This window comes from Streptomyces sp. NPDC060031 (assembly GCF_042736805.1).
Classification (GTDB): domain Bacteria; phylum Actinomycetota; class Actinomycetes; order Streptomycetales; family Streptomycetaceae; genus Streptomyces.
On sequence record NZ_JBHWVM010000003.1, the window covers coordinates 1 to 16,685 of the forward strand.

The 16,685-nt window shown below is 73.1% G+C and carries 17 protein-coding genes; 1 reads left to right on the forward strand and 16 read right to left on the reverse strand.

The genetic code is table 11. The annotated features are described in order from the left end of the window. Positions 1 to 49 precede the first annotated feature (49 nt). Together ACFWB8_RS01665 and ACFWB8_RS01670 are read right to left on the reverse strand one after the other, a co-directional pair. Entirely contained in the window at positions 50 to 1,411 is a 1,362-nt protein-coding gene (locus ACFWB8_RS01665; RefSeq protein WP_385221289.1) for a sensor histidine kinase, read from the reverse strand. A gap of 118 nt (positions 1,412 to 1,529) precedes the next feature. Continuing rightward, positions 1,530 to 2,207: a response regulator transcription factor gene (locus ACFWB8_RS01670; RefSeq protein ID WP_385220900.1), complete on the reverse strand. Its 678-nt coding sequence runs from the start codon at positions 2,205 to 2,207 to the stop codon at positions 1,530 to 1,532. A 279-nt stretch (positions 2,208 to 2,486) separates the two neighbouring features. Between ACFWB8_RS01670 and ACFWB8_RS01675 the strand changes: the two genes are divergently transcribed. Continuing rightward, complete coding sequence (locus ACFWB8_RS01675) at positions 2,487 to 2,996, forward strand: hypothetical protein (protein ID WP_385220903.1); 510 nt, start codon at positions 2,487 to 2,489, stop codon at positions 2,994 to 2,996. A 301-nt stretch (positions 2,997 to 3,297) separates the two neighbouring features. Here ACFWB8_RS01675 and hypE read toward each other — a convergent pair whose 3' ends face one another. The 14 genes from hypE to ACFWB8_RS01745 all read right to left on the reverse strand — a co-directional run bounded on the left by hypE (position 3,298) and on the right by ACFWB8_RS01745 (position 16,601). After that, the gene (hypE, locus tag ACFWB8_RS01680; protein WP_385221291.1) at positions 3,298 to 4,377 is read right to left on the reverse strand and encodes a hydrogenase expression/formation protein HypE; all 1,080 of its coding nucleotides are present in this window, start codon (positions 4,375 to 4,377) and stop codon (positions 3,298 to 3,300) included. Positions 4,378 to 4,414: 37 nt separating this feature from the next. Then, complete coding sequence (gene hypD / locus ACFWB8_RS01685) at positions 4,415 to 5,557, reverse strand: hydrogenase formation protein HypD (RefSeq protein ID WP_385220907.1); 1,143 nt, start codon at positions 5,555 to 5,557, stop codon at positions 4,415 to 4,417. Beyond that, entirely contained in the window at positions 5,554 to 5,898 is a 345-nt protein-coding gene (locus tag ACFWB8_RS01690; RefSeq protein WP_385220909.1) for a HypC/HybG/HupF family hydrogenase formation chaperone, read from the reverse strand. Before ACFWB8_RS01690 ends, hypD begins: the two co-directional genes overlap by 4 nt. Continuing rightward, on the reverse strand, positions 5,867 to 8,326 hold the full coding sequence (gene hypF / locus ACFWB8_RS01695) for a carbamoyltransferase HypF (RefSeq protein WP_385220912.1): 2,460 nt from the start codon (positions 8,324 to 8,326) through the stop codon (positions 5,867 to 5,869). Before hypF ends, ACFWB8_RS01690 begins: the two co-directional genes overlap by 32 nt. Then, positions 8,323 to 9,177: a hydrogenase nickel incorporation protein HypB gene (gene hypB / locus ACFWB8_RS01700; RefSeq protein WP_385220915.1), complete on the reverse strand. Its 855-nt coding sequence runs from the start codon at positions 9,175 to 9,177 to the stop codon at positions 8,323 to 8,325. The genes hypF and hypB overlap by 4 nt, the downstream gene beginning before the upstream one ends. 3 nt (positions 9,178 to 9,180) lie before the next feature. Then, positions 9,181 to 9,576 carry a hydrogenase maturation nickel metallochaperone HypA gene (locus tag ACFWB8_RS01705; RefSeq protein WP_385220918.1) on the reverse strand — a complete coding sequence of 132 codons (396 nt, stop codon included), beginning with the start codon at positions 9,574 to 9,576 and terminating at the stop codon, positions 9,181 to 9,183. A gap of 125 nt (positions 9,577 to 9,701) precedes the next feature. Continuing rightward, on the reverse strand, positions 9,702 to 9,818 hold the full coding sequence (locus ACFWB8_RS01710; RefSeq protein WP_385220921.1) for a DUF6893 family small protein: 117 nt from the start codon (positions 9,816 to 9,818) through the stop codon (positions 9,702 to 9,704). Then, on the reverse strand, positions 9,815 to 10,357 hold the full coding sequence (locus ACFWB8_RS01715) for a hydrogenase maturation protease (RefSeq protein ID WP_385220923.1): 543 nt from the start codon (positions 10,355 to 10,357) through the stop codon (positions 9,815 to 9,817). The genes ACFWB8_RS01710 and ACFWB8_RS01715 overlap by 4 nt, the downstream gene beginning before the upstream one ends. Next, complete coding sequence (locus ACFWB8_RS01720) at positions 10,354 to 11,787, reverse strand: hypothetical protein (protein WP_385220926.1); 1,434 nt, start codon at positions 11,785 to 11,787, stop codon at positions 10,354 to 10,356. The genes ACFWB8_RS01715 and ACFWB8_RS01720 overlap by 4 nt, the downstream gene beginning before the upstream one ends. Further along, on the reverse strand, positions 11,784 to 12,485 hold the full coding sequence (locus tag ACFWB8_RS01725; protein WP_385220928.1) for a DUF6084 family protein: 702 nt from the start codon (positions 12,483 to 12,485) through the stop codon (positions 11,784 to 11,786). Before ACFWB8_RS01725 ends, ACFWB8_RS01720 begins: the two co-directional genes overlap by 4 nt. Then, the gene (locus tag ACFWB8_RS01730; protein WP_385220930.1) at positions 12,482 to 13,144 is read right to left on the reverse strand and encodes a DUF5947 family protein; all 663 of its coding nucleotides are present in this window, start codon (positions 13,142 to 13,144) and stop codon (positions 12,482 to 12,484) included. Before ACFWB8_RS01730 ends, ACFWB8_RS01725 begins: the two co-directional genes overlap by 4 nt. Then, positions 13,141 to 13,677 (reverse strand): hypothetical protein, encoded by a 537-nt coding sequence (locus tag ACFWB8_RS01735; RefSeq protein WP_385220933.1) that lies wholly within the window; start codon positions 13,675 to 13,677, stop codon positions 13,141 to 13,143. The genes ACFWB8_RS01730 and ACFWB8_RS01735 overlap by 4 nt, the downstream gene beginning before the upstream one ends. After that, positions 13,674 to 15,458 (reverse strand): nickel-dependent hydrogenase large subunit, encoded by a 1,785-nt coding sequence (locus ACFWB8_RS01740; protein WP_385220936.1) that lies wholly within the window; start codon positions 15,456 to 15,458, stop codon positions 13,674 to 13,676. The genes ACFWB8_RS01735 and ACFWB8_RS01740 overlap by 4 nt, the downstream gene beginning before the upstream one ends. Before the next feature lie 84 nt (positions 15,459 to 15,542). After that, positions 15,543 to 16,601, reverse strand: coding sequence for a hydrogenase expression protein HypE (locus ACFWB8_RS01745; RefSeq protein WP_385220939.1), 1,059 nt, complete (start codon positions 16,599 to 16,601; stop codon positions 15,543 to 15,545). Between the last annotated feature and the right edge of the window lie 84 nt (positions 16,602 to 16,685).

Below are 16,685 nucleotides of genomic sequence, written 5' to 3' on the forward strand. Positions count from 1 at the left end.
GCGGACCCCGCCGGGGCTCGCGGAGGGGTCCGCCGCACGGCGTCGGCGGCTACCGGGAGGGATCCGCCAGCGGCAGCCGGACGACCATGCGGGCCCCGCGCGGGGAGTCACCGGCGGTCAGGGTGCCGCCGTGGTGGGAGGTCAGGTCACGGGCGATGGCGAGCCCCAGCCCCGTACCGCCGTGGTCACGGCTGCGGGCGTCGTCGAGGCGGGCGAAGCGCTCGAAGACCCGCTCCCGGTCTTCCGGCGGGATGCCGGGCCCGTCGTCGGTCACCTCCAGTACGGCGCTGCGCGCGTGCGGGACGCCACCGGTGCGCAAGGCGACGCGGATCTCCCGGTCGGCGTACCGCTGGGCGTTGTCGAGCAGGTTCGTGACGACCCGGCTGAGCCACAGCTCGCTGCCGGACACCTCGACGCCGGGCGCCAGGTCGGTGCGTACGGGTACGCGGTCGCCGAGCCGGGCGTCCACCGTGTCCTGGACGAGGGCGGTCAGGGACAGCCGGACGGCCGCCACGGGCTGGGCCGCGTCGATGCGGGCGAGCAGCAGCAGGTCCGAGGAGAGCTGCTGGAGCCGCTCGATGTCCTCCAGCGCACCGCTGATCAGCTCGGGCCACAGCTGCGGGTCCCGGACGGCCAGGGCCACCTCCAACTGCGTGCGCAGGACGGTGATGGGGCTGCGCAGCTCGTGGGAGGCGTCCGCGATGAACTGCCGCTGGCGGACACCGGAGGCCTCCAGCCGGTCCAGCGTGGCGTTCATGGTCTGGGCCAGGCGGGCGACCTCGTCGCGGGTGGCCGGCACCGGCACCCGACGGTGCAGGTCGCGGTCGGAGATTCCGGCGACCTCGGCACGGATCTCCTCGACCGGCTTCAACGCGCGGCCGGTGACCCGCCAGGTGACGAGCGCGACGGTGGCCAGCAGCAGGGGCACGCCGATCGCGAGGGCGGCGGTCGTGGTGTCGTCGGCGGCGTCCGCGTCGCGCAGGGAGGCCCCCGCGTAGACGGTGGCCAGGCCCTGCGGAGTGTCCGTGACGACCTGGACGACCCGCTGACGGTGCTCGCCCCCGCCCGGGCGGACCTTCCAGGTGTGGAAGCGGGTGCCCGGCACCCCGGGGCCGGCAGGGGGGAACGGGGGCACGCCCGCCAGGGTCGGGCTGGTGAACAGGATCTGCCCGTCTGGGCCCACCACCTGGACGAACTCGACTCCGCGGCCCACGGGGCGCACGCGGTCGAGCCTCCCGGTCGCGGCGAGCCGGGCCACCGTCTCCGCCTGCCGACGGGCGTCGTCCTCCGCGTTGCGCCGCAGATTGTTCTCGAGCAGGCCGAGCAGCGCGAACGAGGCGAGAGCCAGGGCCGCGGCCACGACCGCGCAGGCGCCCACGGTGGCCCGTGCCCGGACCGTGGTGGGCCACAGCCGCCACAGCCGCCGCAGCCACCGCAGCCGGCGCAGGGCGGGCCACCGGCGCAGGGCCGCGTGCGCGGCGGCGCCCGCGCGGCGGAGCAGGAGGGGGCGCAGGGGGGCCAGGTGCCGCTCAGCCACCGTCGGCCGCCAGCCGGTACCCGGCGCCGCGTACGGTCTCCAGCGCGGTGCGCGCGAAGGGGGCGTCGATCTTGCGGCGCACGGCGCTGACGTGGACCTCCACCACGTTGGGGTCGCCGTCGAAGGCGCTGTCCCAGACCTGCTCCAGGATGTCCCGTTTGGGCACCACCTCCCCGGAGCGCCGGGCCAGGCACTCCAGGACCGCGAACTCCCTGGCGGTGAGCCGGATCTCCGTACCGCCACGGGAACAGGCGCGTCGTGCGGGGTCGATCAGCAGGTCGCCGAACTGCATCACCTGGGGGCGCCGACGGCCCGTACGCCGTCCCAGGGCGCGGAGCCGGGCGACCAGGACGAGGTAGGAGAACGGCTTGGACAGGAAGTCGTCGGCGCCGGTGTCCAGGGCCTCCGCCTCGTCGTACTCGCCGTCCTTGGCGGTGAGCATCAAGATCCCCGACTCGTTGCCGGCCGCGCGCAGCTTCGCGCACACCCGGTAGCCGTTCAGGCCGGGCAGCATGATGTCGAGCACGATCAGGTCGTAGTCGTGCTCGGTGGCCATCCACAGGCCCTGAGGGCCGTCGAGGGCCACGTCGACCGAAAACCCTTCCGACTGGAGCCCCCGCTGCAGGGCCACCGCCAGTCGCCGTTCGTCCTCCACCACCAGTACGCGCATGCCGACCAGGGTCTCAGGCGCGCGGGACGGTCGGCTGAAGAGGTCTTCAGGAAGCTTCAGGTGGGCTTCAGCATCGGCTCAGCATGCTCGGGAACCAGCCGGGTGCAGTGCCCGGTTGTCCTGAGGAGTACCGGTATGCCTGATACTTTCCCGCCGTCCGACCGATCCCCGCAGCCCCAGCAGCTCCCGCAACCCGAGAACGCCCCGAAAGGCGGGGGCCGTGGGCGTGCGGCCCTGGGCCGCCTGGTGCCCCGGAGCTCGGGTGCCCGGTGGGCGGCAGTGGGCACGGCCGTGGTGATCGTGGGCGGCGGAGCGGTGGCCGTGGCCGTGGCGGAGCACCACCACGGGCGGATCGAGCGGGGTCCCCACTTCGCCCGGTCCGAGGCCGTGCCCGGGGGCGGCGGCAAGGGCGGCGGCACGTGGGGCCCCGTCGGCGGCGAGCGCCGCGGTGGTCCCAAGGGCGACGGCCCCAAGGCCGACGGACCCGGTCGGCCGGTCGGCCCGAAGGTGCGCGACGGCCTCGAAGGCCTCGACGGCGCCGACGGGCGCGGGGGGTCCGCGAAGAGCGCCCCTGCGCCGCTCCCGTCGCTGGCGATCGGCGCCGCGGCCGACAAGGCCGCCGCGGCGGTGCCGGGCGGCAAGGTCGAGAGCCTGCGCGTGGTCGCCCAGAAGGGCGGCGGCAGCGCCTGGCGGGCCGTGGTCCTCGGACCGGACGGCGTCCGGCACGCGGTCACCGTGTCCGGCACGGACGGCACGATCACCGACAACACGACGCCCGCGGGCCGTTAGCCCCGGGAGCGAAACCCCCGTCGGCCGCCGTGTGGGGCGGTGGTCGGCGGGGCCGGGCCGGGCAGTGTGAGGGGCTGCGCCGTATGGGTCTCAGGCGACGGTCCCCGGCTGCCCGCCGAAGGCGGCGCCCCCCTTCGACCCCGAACCGGGCGCCGCTGGCCGACGGCCGGGGAGCCGCGCGCCGACGGGCGTTTCGAGGTGGCGGAGTTCTCCGTGCCGGGCCCGCCGGACGGACCGGACGTCACCCTCGTGCGCGCCCGGCGGGGCCGGGTCGGGCGACCGGCCCGGGTCGCAAACCGGCTCAGCAGATCCGCGGGAGCTGTTCCCCGACCGGCAGGTCGATCACACGGGTCCCGCCGAGCCGGGTGCGTGCCACGACGAGGCCCGGGTGCGCTTCCACCGCCTCGCCGATCACGGTGGCTCCCCGGCCCAGCGGATGCGCCCGCATCGCGTCCAGTACGGCCTCGGCGTGCTCGCGCGGCACGAAGGCGACGAGCTTGCCCTCGTTGGCCACGTAGAGCGGGTCGAGACCGAGGATCGAGCAGGCGTTGGCGACGGAGTCGGGAACCGGGATCCGGGCCTCGTGGAGCAGGACGCCGGTGCCCGAAGCCGCCGCGATCTCGTTCAGCGAGGCGGCCAGGCCGCCTCGGGTGGGATCGCGCAGCACGTGGAGGTCGGGAGTGACCGCCAGCATGCTCTGCACCAGACCGGCCAGGGGCGCGCAGTCGCTCTCGATGTCCACACCGAACTCGAGGCCTTCGCGGACGCTCATGATGGCCACGCCGTGCAGCCCGATGTCACCGCTGACGATCACCACGTCCCCGGGCACCACCCGCTGGGGGCGAAGGTCCACTCCGGCGGGGATCACCCCGATCCCCGCGGTGTTGAGGTAGATGCCGTCTCCGTGCCCCGCCTCGACGACCTTGGTGTCCCCGGTGGCCACCTCCACATCCGCCGCCCGGGCGGCGGCGCCCATGGCCTGGGCGACCCGCGCCACCACGGACATCTCGACGCCCTCTTCGAGGATGAATCCGCAGGAGAGGTAGGCGGGCCGGGCCCCGCTCATGGCGAGGTCGTTCACGGTGCCGTTGACCGCGAGGTCCCCGATGCAGCCACCGGGGAAGAACAGCGGGCGGACGACGTAGGAATCGGTCGAGAAGGCCAGCCGGACCCCGTCCAGGCAGACCGCGGCGGAGTCCCCGAGCTGGGCCAGTACGGGGCCCCCGAAGGCCGGGGCGAAGAGGTGCTGGACCAGTTCGGCGGACAGGGCACCACCGCCCCCGTGGCCCATCACCACCCGGGGGTGGTCGCGCAGCGGGGCGGGGCAGGTCCATCCGGTGACGTCGAGCACGGCCTCGGTCCGGGCGTTCGCCCCGGGCAGGGTCGTGTCCGGCCGGCCGGCCGTGGACGAAGCGGTCTCAGGCAACGGGGCTCGCCTTCCGTGCGGTGCTCGGGGAAGCCGGCACGACCGGGAGGTCCAGGCGCCGGTAGAGGTAGTACGCCGCGCAGGCGCCCTCGCTGGACACCATGGTGGCGCCGAGCGGGGTGCGCGGGGTGCAGAGCGTTCCGAAGGCCTCGCACTCGTGTGGTTTGAGCAGGCCCTGGAGCACCTCGCCGCTGCGGCACTCCGCGGGCTCACGGGTGGTGATGCCGGTGACGTGGAAGCGGTGCTCGGCGTCGAACTCCCGGTAGCGCGGCGACAGTCGCCAACCGCTGTCGGGGATGACTCCGATGCCGCGCCAGGCCCGGTCGGTGACCTCGAAGACGTCCTCGAGCATGGCGAGGGCGGCCGGGTTGCCCTCGGGGCGGACGGCGCGCGCGTAGGCGTTGTCCACGGTGTGCTCGCCGCGCTCGAGCTGGAGCACGGCGCGCCGGACGCCTTCGAGGATGTCGAGCGGCTCGAACCCGGTCACGACGATCGGCACCCGGTGGCGCTCCGCGAGCTGCGGGTACTCCCGGGTCCCCATGACGCTGCACACGTGCCCCGCGGCGAGGAAGCCCTGCACCCGGCAGCTGGGCGAGCGCATGATGGCCTCGATCGCCGGGGGGACCCGGACGTGGGAGACGAGCAGGCTGAAGTTGCGGATGCCCAGTCTCTTCGCCTGGTGCACCGTCATCGCGTTGGGCGGGGCGGTGGTCTCGAAACCGATCCCGAAGAACACCACTTCGCGCTGCGGGTTCTGCCGGGCGATCGTCAGGGCATCGAGAGGCGAGTACACGACCCGTACGTCACCTCCCTCGCTGCGCACCCGGAACAGGTCGCGGCCGGTGCCCGGCACCCGGAGCATGTCGCCGAAGGAGCAGAAGATCACTTCGGGTCGGGAGGCGATCTCCAGCGCCTTGTCGATCACCTCCAGCGGTGTGACGCACACCGGACAGCCGGGACCGTGGATCAACTCCACCTCATCCGGCAGCAGTTGGTCGATGCCGTGCCGGATGATCGTGTGTGTCTGGCCGCCGCAGACCTCCATCAGCGCCCAAGGGCGCGTCACGGTGGCGTGGATGTCGTCGAGCAGCCGGCGCGCGAGCTCCGGGTCCTGGAATTCGTCGATGTACTTCACCGCTGCACCCCTTCCCGCGGGGCCGCGTCGCCGGCCGGACCGTCGTCGAGGTCGAAGGGCGCAAAGCCGCCCCCGGCCTCCTCGGCCAGCGCCCAGGGATCGCCGAACTCCTCCTGGAGCATGCCGAGTTCCGCGAAGAGTTCGAGGGTCTTGCGGGCCGATTCCTCGTCGAGGCGCTGCAGGGCGAACCCCACGTGGACGATGGCGTACTCGCCGACCTGGAGATCGGGCAGGTACTCCAGGCACACCTCCTTGCGGACGCCGCCGAAGTCGACGGTAGCCATGCGGGTGCCGTCCCTCTCTCCGATGTCAAGCACTCTGCCGGGTACCGCCAGGCACATGAGCCTCTCCTTGCTGTGGGTGATCCGTGAGGTCGCGGCCGGCCGCCACCATGAGCTGACCGAGCGCCAGTCCGCCGTCGTTCGGCGGTACGCGGTGCTGGCGCAGAACGTTGAAACCCCGCTCGCGCAGGGTGCGCGCGCAGGCCGAGGAGAGCAGGGTGTTGGCGAAGACCCCGCCGGTCAGGACCACCGTGTCCAGCCCCTCCCGGTCGCGCGCGAGAGCGCACAGCGCTCCGACGAGACCGGCGACGCCGGCATGGAAGCGGGCGGCGATCACCGCCGGGTCCACCCCCGCCCGCAGGTCGGCCACCGCCGCGGCCAGGACGGGCGCAGGGTCCGCGGTGACCGGGCCGCCCGCGCTCGCCACCGGGGGGCTGAGGCGGAAGCCGTACCCGGCGGCCCCGTATCCGGCCCCGTATCCGGCCCCGTGCTCCGCACCGCTGGCGGTGCCCCCCTCGCGGTGCTCCCGCTCGGTCGCCCGCAGTGCGGCGTTCTCCAGCTCCATTGCCGCCTGCGCCTCGTACCCGGCGTGGTGGCAGACGCCCGTCAGGGAGGAGACGGCGTCGAAGAGCCGTCCCATGCTGGAGGTAGGGGGGCAGTTCAGGCCGCTTTCCAACTGCTGTGACAGAACGCGCAGTTCATCCGGCGGGCACGCGGCCGTGCACGGCAGGTCCGGCTCCCAGGCGATGCCTGCCGACCGCAGGTGCGCCAGGGCCATCCGGTACGGACGCTGCACGGCCGCGTCACCGCCGGGCAGCGGCACGTACGCGAGGTGGGCGAACCGCGTGTACCCCGCGTAATCGGCGAGGAGCACCTCACCGCCCCACACCGCGCCGTCATCGCCGTGACCGGTGCCGTCGAAGGCGACTCCGATCACCCGCCGGCCCGCCTCCAGGCCGTGCTCGGCCATCGCGGACGCGATGTGCGCGTGATGGTGCTGCACCCGCACCAGCGGCCGGTCCCCGGCACTGCGCCGCGCCCATTCACCGGACCGGTATCCGGGGTGCCGGTCGGCGACGAGCCGCGCGGGACGGACGCCGGTGATGGACTCCAGCTGCTCTTCGGCCCGTTCGAAGGCGTACTGGGTGGCGAGGTTGTCCATGTCGCCGATGTGCGCCGACAGCCACGCCCGGCGTCCCTCGCCCAGGCAGAAGGCGTTCTTGAGATCGCCGCCGACGGCCAGGGTGGCGGGCACCGACAGGGGCAGTTCGACGGGCAGCGGGGCGTAACCCCGGGCGCGCCGGATCGAGAGCGTGCCGCCGTCGCAGACGCGTACGACCGAGTCGTCACAGGGCACGTGGATCGGGCGGTCGTGCGTGAGCCAGCCGTCGGCGATGCCCGCCAGCCGCTCCAGGGCCTCGTCCTCGTCGGTGACGATCGGCTCGTCCGCCAGATTTCCGCTGGTCATGACGAGCAGCCGGGGGCCCGGAGGGTCGGTGGGCAGCCCGAGCAGCAGATGGTGCACGGGGGTGTACGGGAGCATGACGCCGAGGTCGGGGCTGCGCGGGGCGACGTCCTCGGCCGGGCCCGGGACACCGGCTCGGCGTCGCAGCAGCACGATGGGCCGGACGGCCCCGGTGAGCAGGGCCCGCTCGTCCGCTCCGACGTGGGCGAACCGCTCGACCTCGCCGAGGTCGCGTGCCATCACGGCGAACGGCTTGTCTCCGCGGGCCTTGCGACGGCGCAGCTCGGCCACGGCGTCGGCCTGGGAAGCGTCGCAGGCCAGGTGGTAGCCGCCGAGTCCCTTCACGGCCAGGATCGCCCCGTCGGCCAGCATCCGGCGGGCCTGCGCGACCGGGTCCGTGCCGGCGGCCTCGTACGGTGCCTCGTTGGGCCGGGCCCCGGCGATCAGCAGCCGCAGCCGGGGCCCGCAGGCGGGGCAGGCCACCGGCTGGGCGTGGAAGCGGCGGTCCGCGGGATCGGCGTACTCGCGCGCGCAGTCGGGGCACATCGGGAAGGCGGCCATGGTCGTGTGGGCACGGTCGTAGGGCAGCCCGGTGACGATCGTGAAGCGGGGGCCGCAGTGGGTGCACGTGATGAACGGGTGCCGATGGCGCCGGTCGGCGGGGTCGGCCAGCTCCGCGAGGCAGTCGGCGCAGGTGGCCGTGTCGGGGGCGACCAGGGTCCGGGTGCGCCCGCCGGTCCGCGAGGCGACGATGGTGAATCCGGCGGCGCCCGACACCGGGACCTCGCAGTGGTCGACGGTGTGCACCACGGCCAGCGGGGGAGCGTCCGCCGCGAGCCGTTCGCAGAAGGCCGCCACGGCGGCCGGCGCGCCCTCGACCTCCGCGACCACGCCCTCGGGGGTGTTGGTGACGTGCCCGGCCAGACCCAGTCCCGTGGCGCGGGCGTACACGTACGGCCGGAAGCCGACGCCCTGGACCACGCCCCGGACGATGACCCGGCGGCGCTGCGCGGCCTCCGTCATCGGTACTGCTCCGCGACGGGGTACGGGGGAGCGGCGGACAACTCGGCACCGTGCCCGTGCCCGTGGTCGTGCCCGTGGTCGTGGTCGTGCTCCTGCCCGTGCTCATGTACGTGCCCGGGCCCGTGCCCGTGTGTGTGCCCGGCCACGGTCGCGTGGTCGCCCCGAGCCCGCGCCATCACCGGTACGTGCACCCCGGCGCCGGATCCCGCTGCCAGGGCCCGCTCCAGCAGCAGGCCCGCCCCCTCGCCCGTGCGGGCCGAGGTGAGCACCACCTCCACACCGGGGTTGACCCGCTGGACGTGCTCGCGGAAGGCGTCCTCGTCGAACTCGACGGCCCCGGCGATGTCGGTCTTGGTCACCACCACGAGCTGGGCCAGACCGAAGGCCGTGGGGTACTTCAGCGGCTTGTCCTCGCCTTCGGTCACCGAGGCCAGCACCACCCGCAGTGATTCCCCGAGGTCGTAGGAGGCGGGACAGACCAGATTGCCGACGTTCTCCACGAAGAGGAGCCGGGTGTCCTCGGGCAGCCAGCCCTCCAGGTGCCGGCTCAGCATCCGTGCCTCCAGGTGGCACAGCCCGTCGGTGAGCACCTGCTTGACGGGCGCGCCGGAACGGGCCAGCCGTACCGCGTCGTTCTCGGTCGCGAGATCGGCCGTCAGGGCCGCCACGGCCACCCCGCGCTGCCGGGCGAGGAGCAGCTCGGCCTCCAGCAGCGCGGTCTTGCCGCTGCCCGGACTGGAGAGCAGGTTGACGACCGTGACGCCCCGGGCCGAGAGTTCGGCGCGCAGGGCCTGCGCCTGCGTATCGTTCCTGGCGAGTACCGCCTGTTGCAGGTCGACCACTCGGCACATGGTTCAGCACTCCTCGGAGATCGGTTCGGCGGTGCGCACGGGGTCGGGACCGTCCTCCCATCGCACGCTGAGGATCTGCAGCTCGCGGCCCGAGACCAGCTCCACGTCCGTCGCTCTCGCGCAGCGGAGGCAGCACAGTTCGGGGGGCATGCCGACCGGCCAGGCGGCCGCGCAGGAGCCGCAGCGGGCCCGGGCCGGTACGAACTCGGTGGCGAGCGCGGCCCCTTCGAGGACGGTGCCCGCGCAGGCCAGCCCGAAGCAGAAGTCCAGCGCGTCGGGAACCACTCCGGCCAGCTCGCCGACCTGCAGTCGCACCTCGGTGACGGCGCTCGCCCCGCCGGCCCGGGCAGCTTCCTCCACCTGGCCGACCACGGCCATGGCGATCGACATCTCGTGCATCGGACTCCGTCCTGCCGGGCCTCATTACACCGGCAGGATCAGGGAGGCGGCGCCGGGCACGCCGATGCCCCGCGGGCCCCGTCCGCCATTCGGACGCGGACGGGGCCACCGGGCGGCCCGCGGCGTCACATGCGGCGCATCCGGAGGTAGCGCTGGATGTCGGGGAGGACCTGCTTCAGTACGGCGACGAGCGCGGCGGCGGTGACCGCGCCGATGGCCCCGCTGATGACGGTCTTCTTCATGGGGTTCTCCTCAGGTCGCGGCGGGGCCCGCACGGCTCCCCGGACGCGTTGCCCGCACCGGAGCCGAGCAGCTCCAGGACGAGGCGGACGGCTTCCGGTACGGCGGCGGCCACCGGCTCGCTCAGGCCGATGCCCTCGTCGATGAGGGCGGGTTCGCATCCGACGACCAGGGTGCGCCGGGGTGGGGTGGAGCCGGTCCCGGCGCAGAGCGTGCCCAGCAGCGCCAGGACCGCGTCGGGCGACATGTGGTGCCCGTCGAGGACGGCCGGGCCGGCTCCGCCGGGGGCGTGGTCGGCGTCGGCCTCGATCAAGTACAGCGTGCCGGGAACGCCGCCGCGCGCGGTGGCGTCGAGGAGCACCAGCGTGTCGTATCCGTCGAGCAGCTGGTAGGCGAGGTGGACGCCGCGCACCCCGAAGTCCACCGCCTCCACGTCCTGCGGCAGCCGGTGGCCGGACAGGGCCCGCACGGCGGCGACGCCGAAACCGTCGTCGCCGAGGAAGACGTTGCCGACTCCGGCGATCAGGGTCCGGCCGCTCACGGCGCCTCCAGCGGGGTGACCTCGTCCGGCTGGAAGTACAGGAACCTGCCCTGCTCCCGACGGATGTCCGCACCCGGGTCGCCCTCCACGGTGACCGCGAGGTGCACGCCCCCGTCGACGTCGTGCAGCACGGCCTCGACCAGGGCGCTGCGGCCCTGGAGGAACAGGTCCTGCGCATCGGTGCGGCGCAGGCCCGGGCGCAGCAGCACGCGGCTGCCCACGCCCACCGATGTGCCGTCGATCGGGATCCGGTCGCGGGCCGGGTCGGCGGTGTCGTCCCGGGCCGGGTCCCACCAGGGCGTGTCGGGTCTGAACACCGCTTCCTCGTCCAGGAGTTCGGTGACGGCTTCGGGAACGTCCGAGGATGCCGCGCCCGGGTCGGTGATCTCCCGCAGCGACCGGACCGCCCCGTGGAGCCGCTCCAGCACCTCGGGCGGCATCGATTCGGCCAGGTCGATCACCGCGGCCGCCCGTACGTCCGTCCCGCGCGCCTCGCGCTTCTCCTGGTCGGTCAGGGCGGCCGTGCGCAGGGCGAGGATCTCGTCGATCTCGGTGGCGTCGTACATCGCCCCGGCGCTCTCGGGAGCGATGGCGGGATGGTCCTCCAGGATGATCGGGGAGGACAGGACCACGTCGGCGCGGCCCGGTTCGCCCGCCAGGACCGGCCACGTGTGCAGGTTGGCGCAGGAGGCGACCGCGTCCCTGGCCCACTCGGGCGGGTCGGTCATGGACAGGAAGGAGCCCGCGCCGAGACCGAGCAGCAGGTGGGTGGCGACCAGGGACCGGGGCAGGGCGGCGTCGCGGTCGGCGGCCCCGGGTTCCGGCGCCCACCGGCTGGTGTTCTCCACCACCGCGGTCAGTTTGAACACCCGGTAGGGTCCCGGGACTTCGGTGGCCCGCAGCCTTACCACCCCGTCGATCTCCGCGGTGTGCCGGACCAGTCGGCCCACCGTGCGCCCGTCCGCGTCGAGGACGGGTTCCGTCTCCTCGCGGGCGGGCCGCCGGAAGGGGAAGTCCGCGCCCACGCCGACGAGTCGGGACACGTCCACGGTGACTTCGACGCGTTCCTCGGCCCCCTCGTCCCAGGGCACGAGCACCCGGTCGGTCAGCCGCAGCTCGGAGGCCTCCGTGAAGGAGCCGTCGTCCAGGGCCCGTTGGACGGTACGCCGCCGGGCGTGCAGGAAGCGCAGCTCCACGGCGAGCGCGGGGTCGCCCTTCGGTTCCATGAGGATCTCGGTCCGCTGGGCGGACGGCTCGTCGTGCGCGGGACCCCAGGACGGTGGCACCAGCACGCCGAACTGCCAGCGCAGCCGGTTCTTGGCCGCCGAGGCCCGGTACGGGTAGAGCACGTAACCCTCGAACAGGACGGCGTCGGCCACCTGCCGGGCGGTCGCGAAACGGGCCGCCGCCGTGGTCGTCGTGGTGGTCACGGCGCCGTCCTCTCGCCGGCCCGCCGCAGTACGGCGCCCAGCCGCACGGGTTGCGGCGCCGGCGGCTGTTCCGCGCCGGCCGCGTCCAGCAGGACCCGTACGGTCGCCTCCCACGAGCCGAGCGCGCGGCGCGAACGGAAGGCCAGCAGCTCGTCCATGGTGTCGCGCGGCAGCCGCAGCCAGCCGCAGCCGGGGAAGTGCTGCTCGACCATCTCGCGCCACACGGCCACGGGCATCCGGTACGAGGCCTCGCGGTCCCAGGGCACGGGCTCGACCCGGAAACCGCCCTCACCGGTGAAGGCGGTGCCGGAGAACAGCATCAGCAGCGGCACCTCGCCCTCCCTCAGGGCGCCGAGGTACCGGGTGGACCCGATGTCCATGTCGTACGTGCAGGGCACCACGAGATCCGTCTCGGTCTCCCCGGTGAAACCGGGCACCATGACCGACACCTGCGCGAACTGCACGGGCTGAAGGGTCGCCCCCCACCGGGACCGCTCGCCGAACAGGTCGGCCAGTCCCTCGCCCTCGGCGGCCCCGTACGTCCGCCGGGCGGGTTCGATCCTGATCTGGCAGCGCAGGGCGAGCGCGTGCACCCGGGCGCCCCCGGCGGCCGTGACGCGCAGCCTGAAGACCAGGGTGGGCCCGGCGGCGTACGGGTCGGCGCGCACCCCGGTGCATTGGAAGGTGAGGTCCGTCATGACCGAAGCGCCTCCGTGGGGACGGCGCCCGCCCGGCGCTCCACCTGTTCGAAGAACTCACGCAGCGCGGCCCGTGCCTCGGCCCCGCCGTCGAAGCCCTGCCACAGCAGCCGCATCCGCCCCACCAGTTCGTAGCAGATGTCGATCGGCACGAGATAGCAGTCGGTCCGGCCGCCCTCCTGCCGGCGCAGCAGCAGCGCCTCCACATCGGGCCGCAGCAGCGCCGAGAGCCGGCCCGGGCCCAGCACCCGCTGCCAGGTCTCCGGGTCCAGCTCGCTCTCGGTGGCCCCGGCGGGACTCGGGTAGAGCGCGACCAGCCGGTCGAGGGCGGCGTTGCGGAAGAAGAACGCCACCCCGACGGGGATCTGCAGGACCTCCCACGCGCTCTCGTCGAGCGGCCGGTCGGGATCGGTGAGGTAGCGGTCCGGCACGGCGCGGAAGCGACCCGTCGCCGCGCCCGGCCGGTCGAACAGCAGGGCGCAGGCAGTGCAGGCGCACACCAGGGCCCGCCTCTCGGTCTCCACCAGATGGCGGTGCCCGTCCTCGCGCACGGGCACCCCGCACAGCTCACAGGTCTCCTGCCGGGGCGGCCGGGGTCCGGTGAACCGGCGCAGGCCGCGGGGGCCCTGGCCGTGCGCCGTCAGTCGGGGCCCGGTCACGGAACCCGCACCGCGGTGTGCGGCCGGGGGCCGATCTGCAGGAGGGGCGGTGGCGGAGCCCCGGCGGGCTCCGTCTCCACCCGTGTGACCTCGGGTGCGAAGCAGGCCAGGGCCTCCTCCACCGAACGGAGGGCGGCGCCCGGACCGCCGCTGCCGCAGCCGCAGCCGGTGCCGGCCGCCCCGGGGCGCAGCCGCAGCTCGCCGGTGGCCTCGTCGAAGCCGACGACCTCCGCCGGGTCGCCCGCCGCCCGCAGGGCCCGCCCGATCCGGGTACGGGTGTCCTCCGGGTGCAGACCGTGCAGGGTGAGCAGGCTCGCCACCAGCTCGTCGTCGAGCGCCGGGGCGAGCGGGCCGCTGCCGAGGCGCTCGAGGAGCCGGGCGAGCCCGGCGCCGTAGAAGTCCATGAGGGCGCGCACCAGTTCCTCGGCCGCCGCGCAGGCCGCCCGGTCTCCCGTGGCTGCCAGCCGGTCCAGCACCGCCTCGACGCGGAGACCCGCCTCCGGGGCGCCGGCCGTCGTGCCCGCCGCGCTCATCCGCCCAGTCCGCTCAGGCCGGTGGGCACGTGCATGGTCTTGACCGTCTTGCCGCCGCCGACGTACATGTGCACCCCGCACGGCAGGCAGGGGTCGAAGCTGCGTACCGCCCGCATGATGTCGATGCCCTTGAAGTTCTCCGGGGGGTTCTCCTCGAAGATCGGAGTGTTCTGCACGGCGTCCTCGTACGGTCCCGGCGTGCCGAAGGTGTCGCGGGTGCTCGCGTTCCACGGGGTCGGCGGATACGGGTGGTAGTTGGCGATCTTCCCGTCGCGGATCACCATGTGGTGCGACAGGACACCCCGTACGGCCTCGGTGAAGCCGACTCCGATCGCCTCGTCCGGGACCTCGAACTTCTCCCAGGTCTGGGTGCGTCCGGCGCGGACCTCCGCCAGCCCCTTCTCGGCGCAGTGCAGGGCGATGGCGGCGGCGTACGCCTGGAAGTAGGTGCGCGCCCGGTTGCGTTCCAGCGCGTTGCTCCACTTCGGGATCTTCCACTCGAAGCGGGTCTCGGGCTTGGTCATCGTCTTCGGCAGGTTGATGACGACGCTGTGGCCGGTGGCCTTGACGTAGCCGACGTCCACCAGCCCCGACAGGGCCGTGGACCACAGGCGCGCGATGGGGCCGCCGCCCGTGTCGAGCGCGAGGTGGTCCTTGCCGTCGAACCAGCGGGGCGACATCACCCAGCTGTACTTGTCGTCGAAGTTCCGCTTCTGCGGAGCGGGGATGGTGTGCTGGTTCCACGGGTGGCGGGGGTCGACCGGGTTGCCGAGAGGGTCGTGGGTGACGAACTGCTCCCGGCCCGCCCAGTCGTCGTAGTACGAACTGCCCAGCAGGATCCGGATGCCCAGGTTGATCTCGGTGAGGTCGTTGGTGACCAGCTTGCCGTCGACGACCACACCCGGGGTGACGAACATCTTCCGTCCCCAGTCGGTCATGTTGGCGTACGTGAAGTCGCAGTACTCGGGGTCGTTGAGCGCGCCCCAGCAGCCGAGCAGCACGCGCCGGCGGCCGACCTCCTCGTAGCCGGGCAGGGCTTCGTAGAAGAAGTCGAACAGGTCGTCGTGGAGCGGGACCACCTTCTTCATGAACTCCACGTACCGCATCAGGCGGCTCATGTAGTCCGTGAAGAGCTGGACGGAGGCGATGGTGCCGACACCGCCCGGGTAGAGCGTGGAGGGGTGCACGTGGCGCCCCTCCATCAGACAGAACATCTCCCGGGTGTAGCGGCTGACTTGGAGGGCCTCGCGGTAGAACTCGCCCTCGATCGGGTTGAGCGAGCGCATGATGTCGGCGATGGTGCGGTAGCCGTGGTCGCCTGCGTGCGGTGCCTCGGTCCGTTCGGCCAGCTCCAGGACCCCGGGGTTGGTCTCGCGGACCATCTTCTCGCAGTAGTCGACCCCGACCAGGTTCTCCTGGAAGATGTTGTGGTCGAACATGTACTCCGCGGACTCGCCGAGGTTGATGATCCATTCGGCGAGGTGGGGCGGCTTCACCCCGTAGGCCATGTTCTGCGCGTACACGGAGCAGGTGGCGTGGTTGTCACCGCAGATCCCGCAGATGCGGCTGGTGATGAAGTGCGCGTCCCGGGGGTCCTTGCCGCGCATGAAGACGCTGTAGCCGCGGAAGACGGACGAGGTGCTGTAGCACTCGGCGACCCGCTTCTGCTTGAAGTCGATCTTCGTGTGGATGCCGAGGCTGCCGACGATCCGTGTGATCGGATCCCACGCCATCTCCACCAGGCCGCTGCCGTCGCCGGCCGCCTTCGTCTTCGGTGCCATCGTGTCTGCCGTGACCCTTCTTCGATAGGGGAGGAGGTGCGTCGGACGGGCGGGTGGCCGGGGGCCGGTCACCAGGTCACCAGGTCACCAGGGAGGGCGGTAGCCGGTGGTCAGCTTCTCGCCGGTGTGGCGCCACTTCGGCTCCTCGTCCACGGTGCGCAGCGTCATCGCCCGGAGCCTGCGCACGAGCGCGCCGTACGCCCTGCTGGCGTTGGTGGACACCCGGGCGCCCGGCGGCTCGTCCATGAACGGCATGAACTTGTCGGGGAAGCCGGGCATCGTGCAGGCGATGCAGATGCCGCCGACGTTCGGGCAGCCGCCGATGCCGTTCATCCAGCCGCGCTTGGGGACGTTGCACTTGACCACCGGACCCCAACACCCGATCTTCACCAGGCACTTGGGCGAGTCGTAGGTCTCGGCGAACTGGCCCTGCTCGTAGTAGCCGGCCCGGTCGCAGCCCTCGTGGACGGTGGCTCCGAACAGCCAGGTCGGCCGCAGTTTGTCGTCCAGGGGGATCATCGGCGCCGAGCCGGCCGCCTGGTAGAGCAGGTACGTCAGGGTCTCCGAGAAGTTGTCCGGCTGGATCGGGCAGCCGGGCACGCACACGATCGGAATCCCGGCGTGCGACTTCCAGTCCCAGCCCAGGTAGTCGGGCACGCCCATGGCACCGGTCGGGTTGCCCTCCATCGCGTGGATGCCGCCGTACGTGGCGCAGGTCCCGATGGCCACCACGGCGAGGGCCTTGGGCGCCAGCCGGTCGATCCACTCGCTGGTGGTGATGGGCTGGCCGGTGCGCGGGTCGTCCCCGAAACCGCACCAGTACCCCTCGGACTTGATCTTCTCGTTGGGTACGGAGCCCTCGACGACCAGGACGAACGGATCGATCTCGCCCCGCTCGCCCTTGAAGAACCACTCGATGAACGTGTCCGCGCCCCCGATGGGGCCGCACTCGAAGTCGATCAGCGGCCAGTGCACGGCGATCTTGGGAAGGCCGGGCAGGGTCCCCGTCACGATCTCCTCGATGCTCGGCTGCATGGCCGCCGTCAGGGACACGGAGTCGCCGTCGCAGCTCAGACCCGCGTTGATCCAGAGGATGTGGATCGTGGGGTCCGCCACTACCGGGTCCGGCGCTGCTGCATCCATGCGGACGCCTCCTTGGGAAAAGGGATCGTGGGAGCGGACGGGGAGCGGCGGTCGTTCTCGGCGTATTTCCGGCCCGGGCCGCCT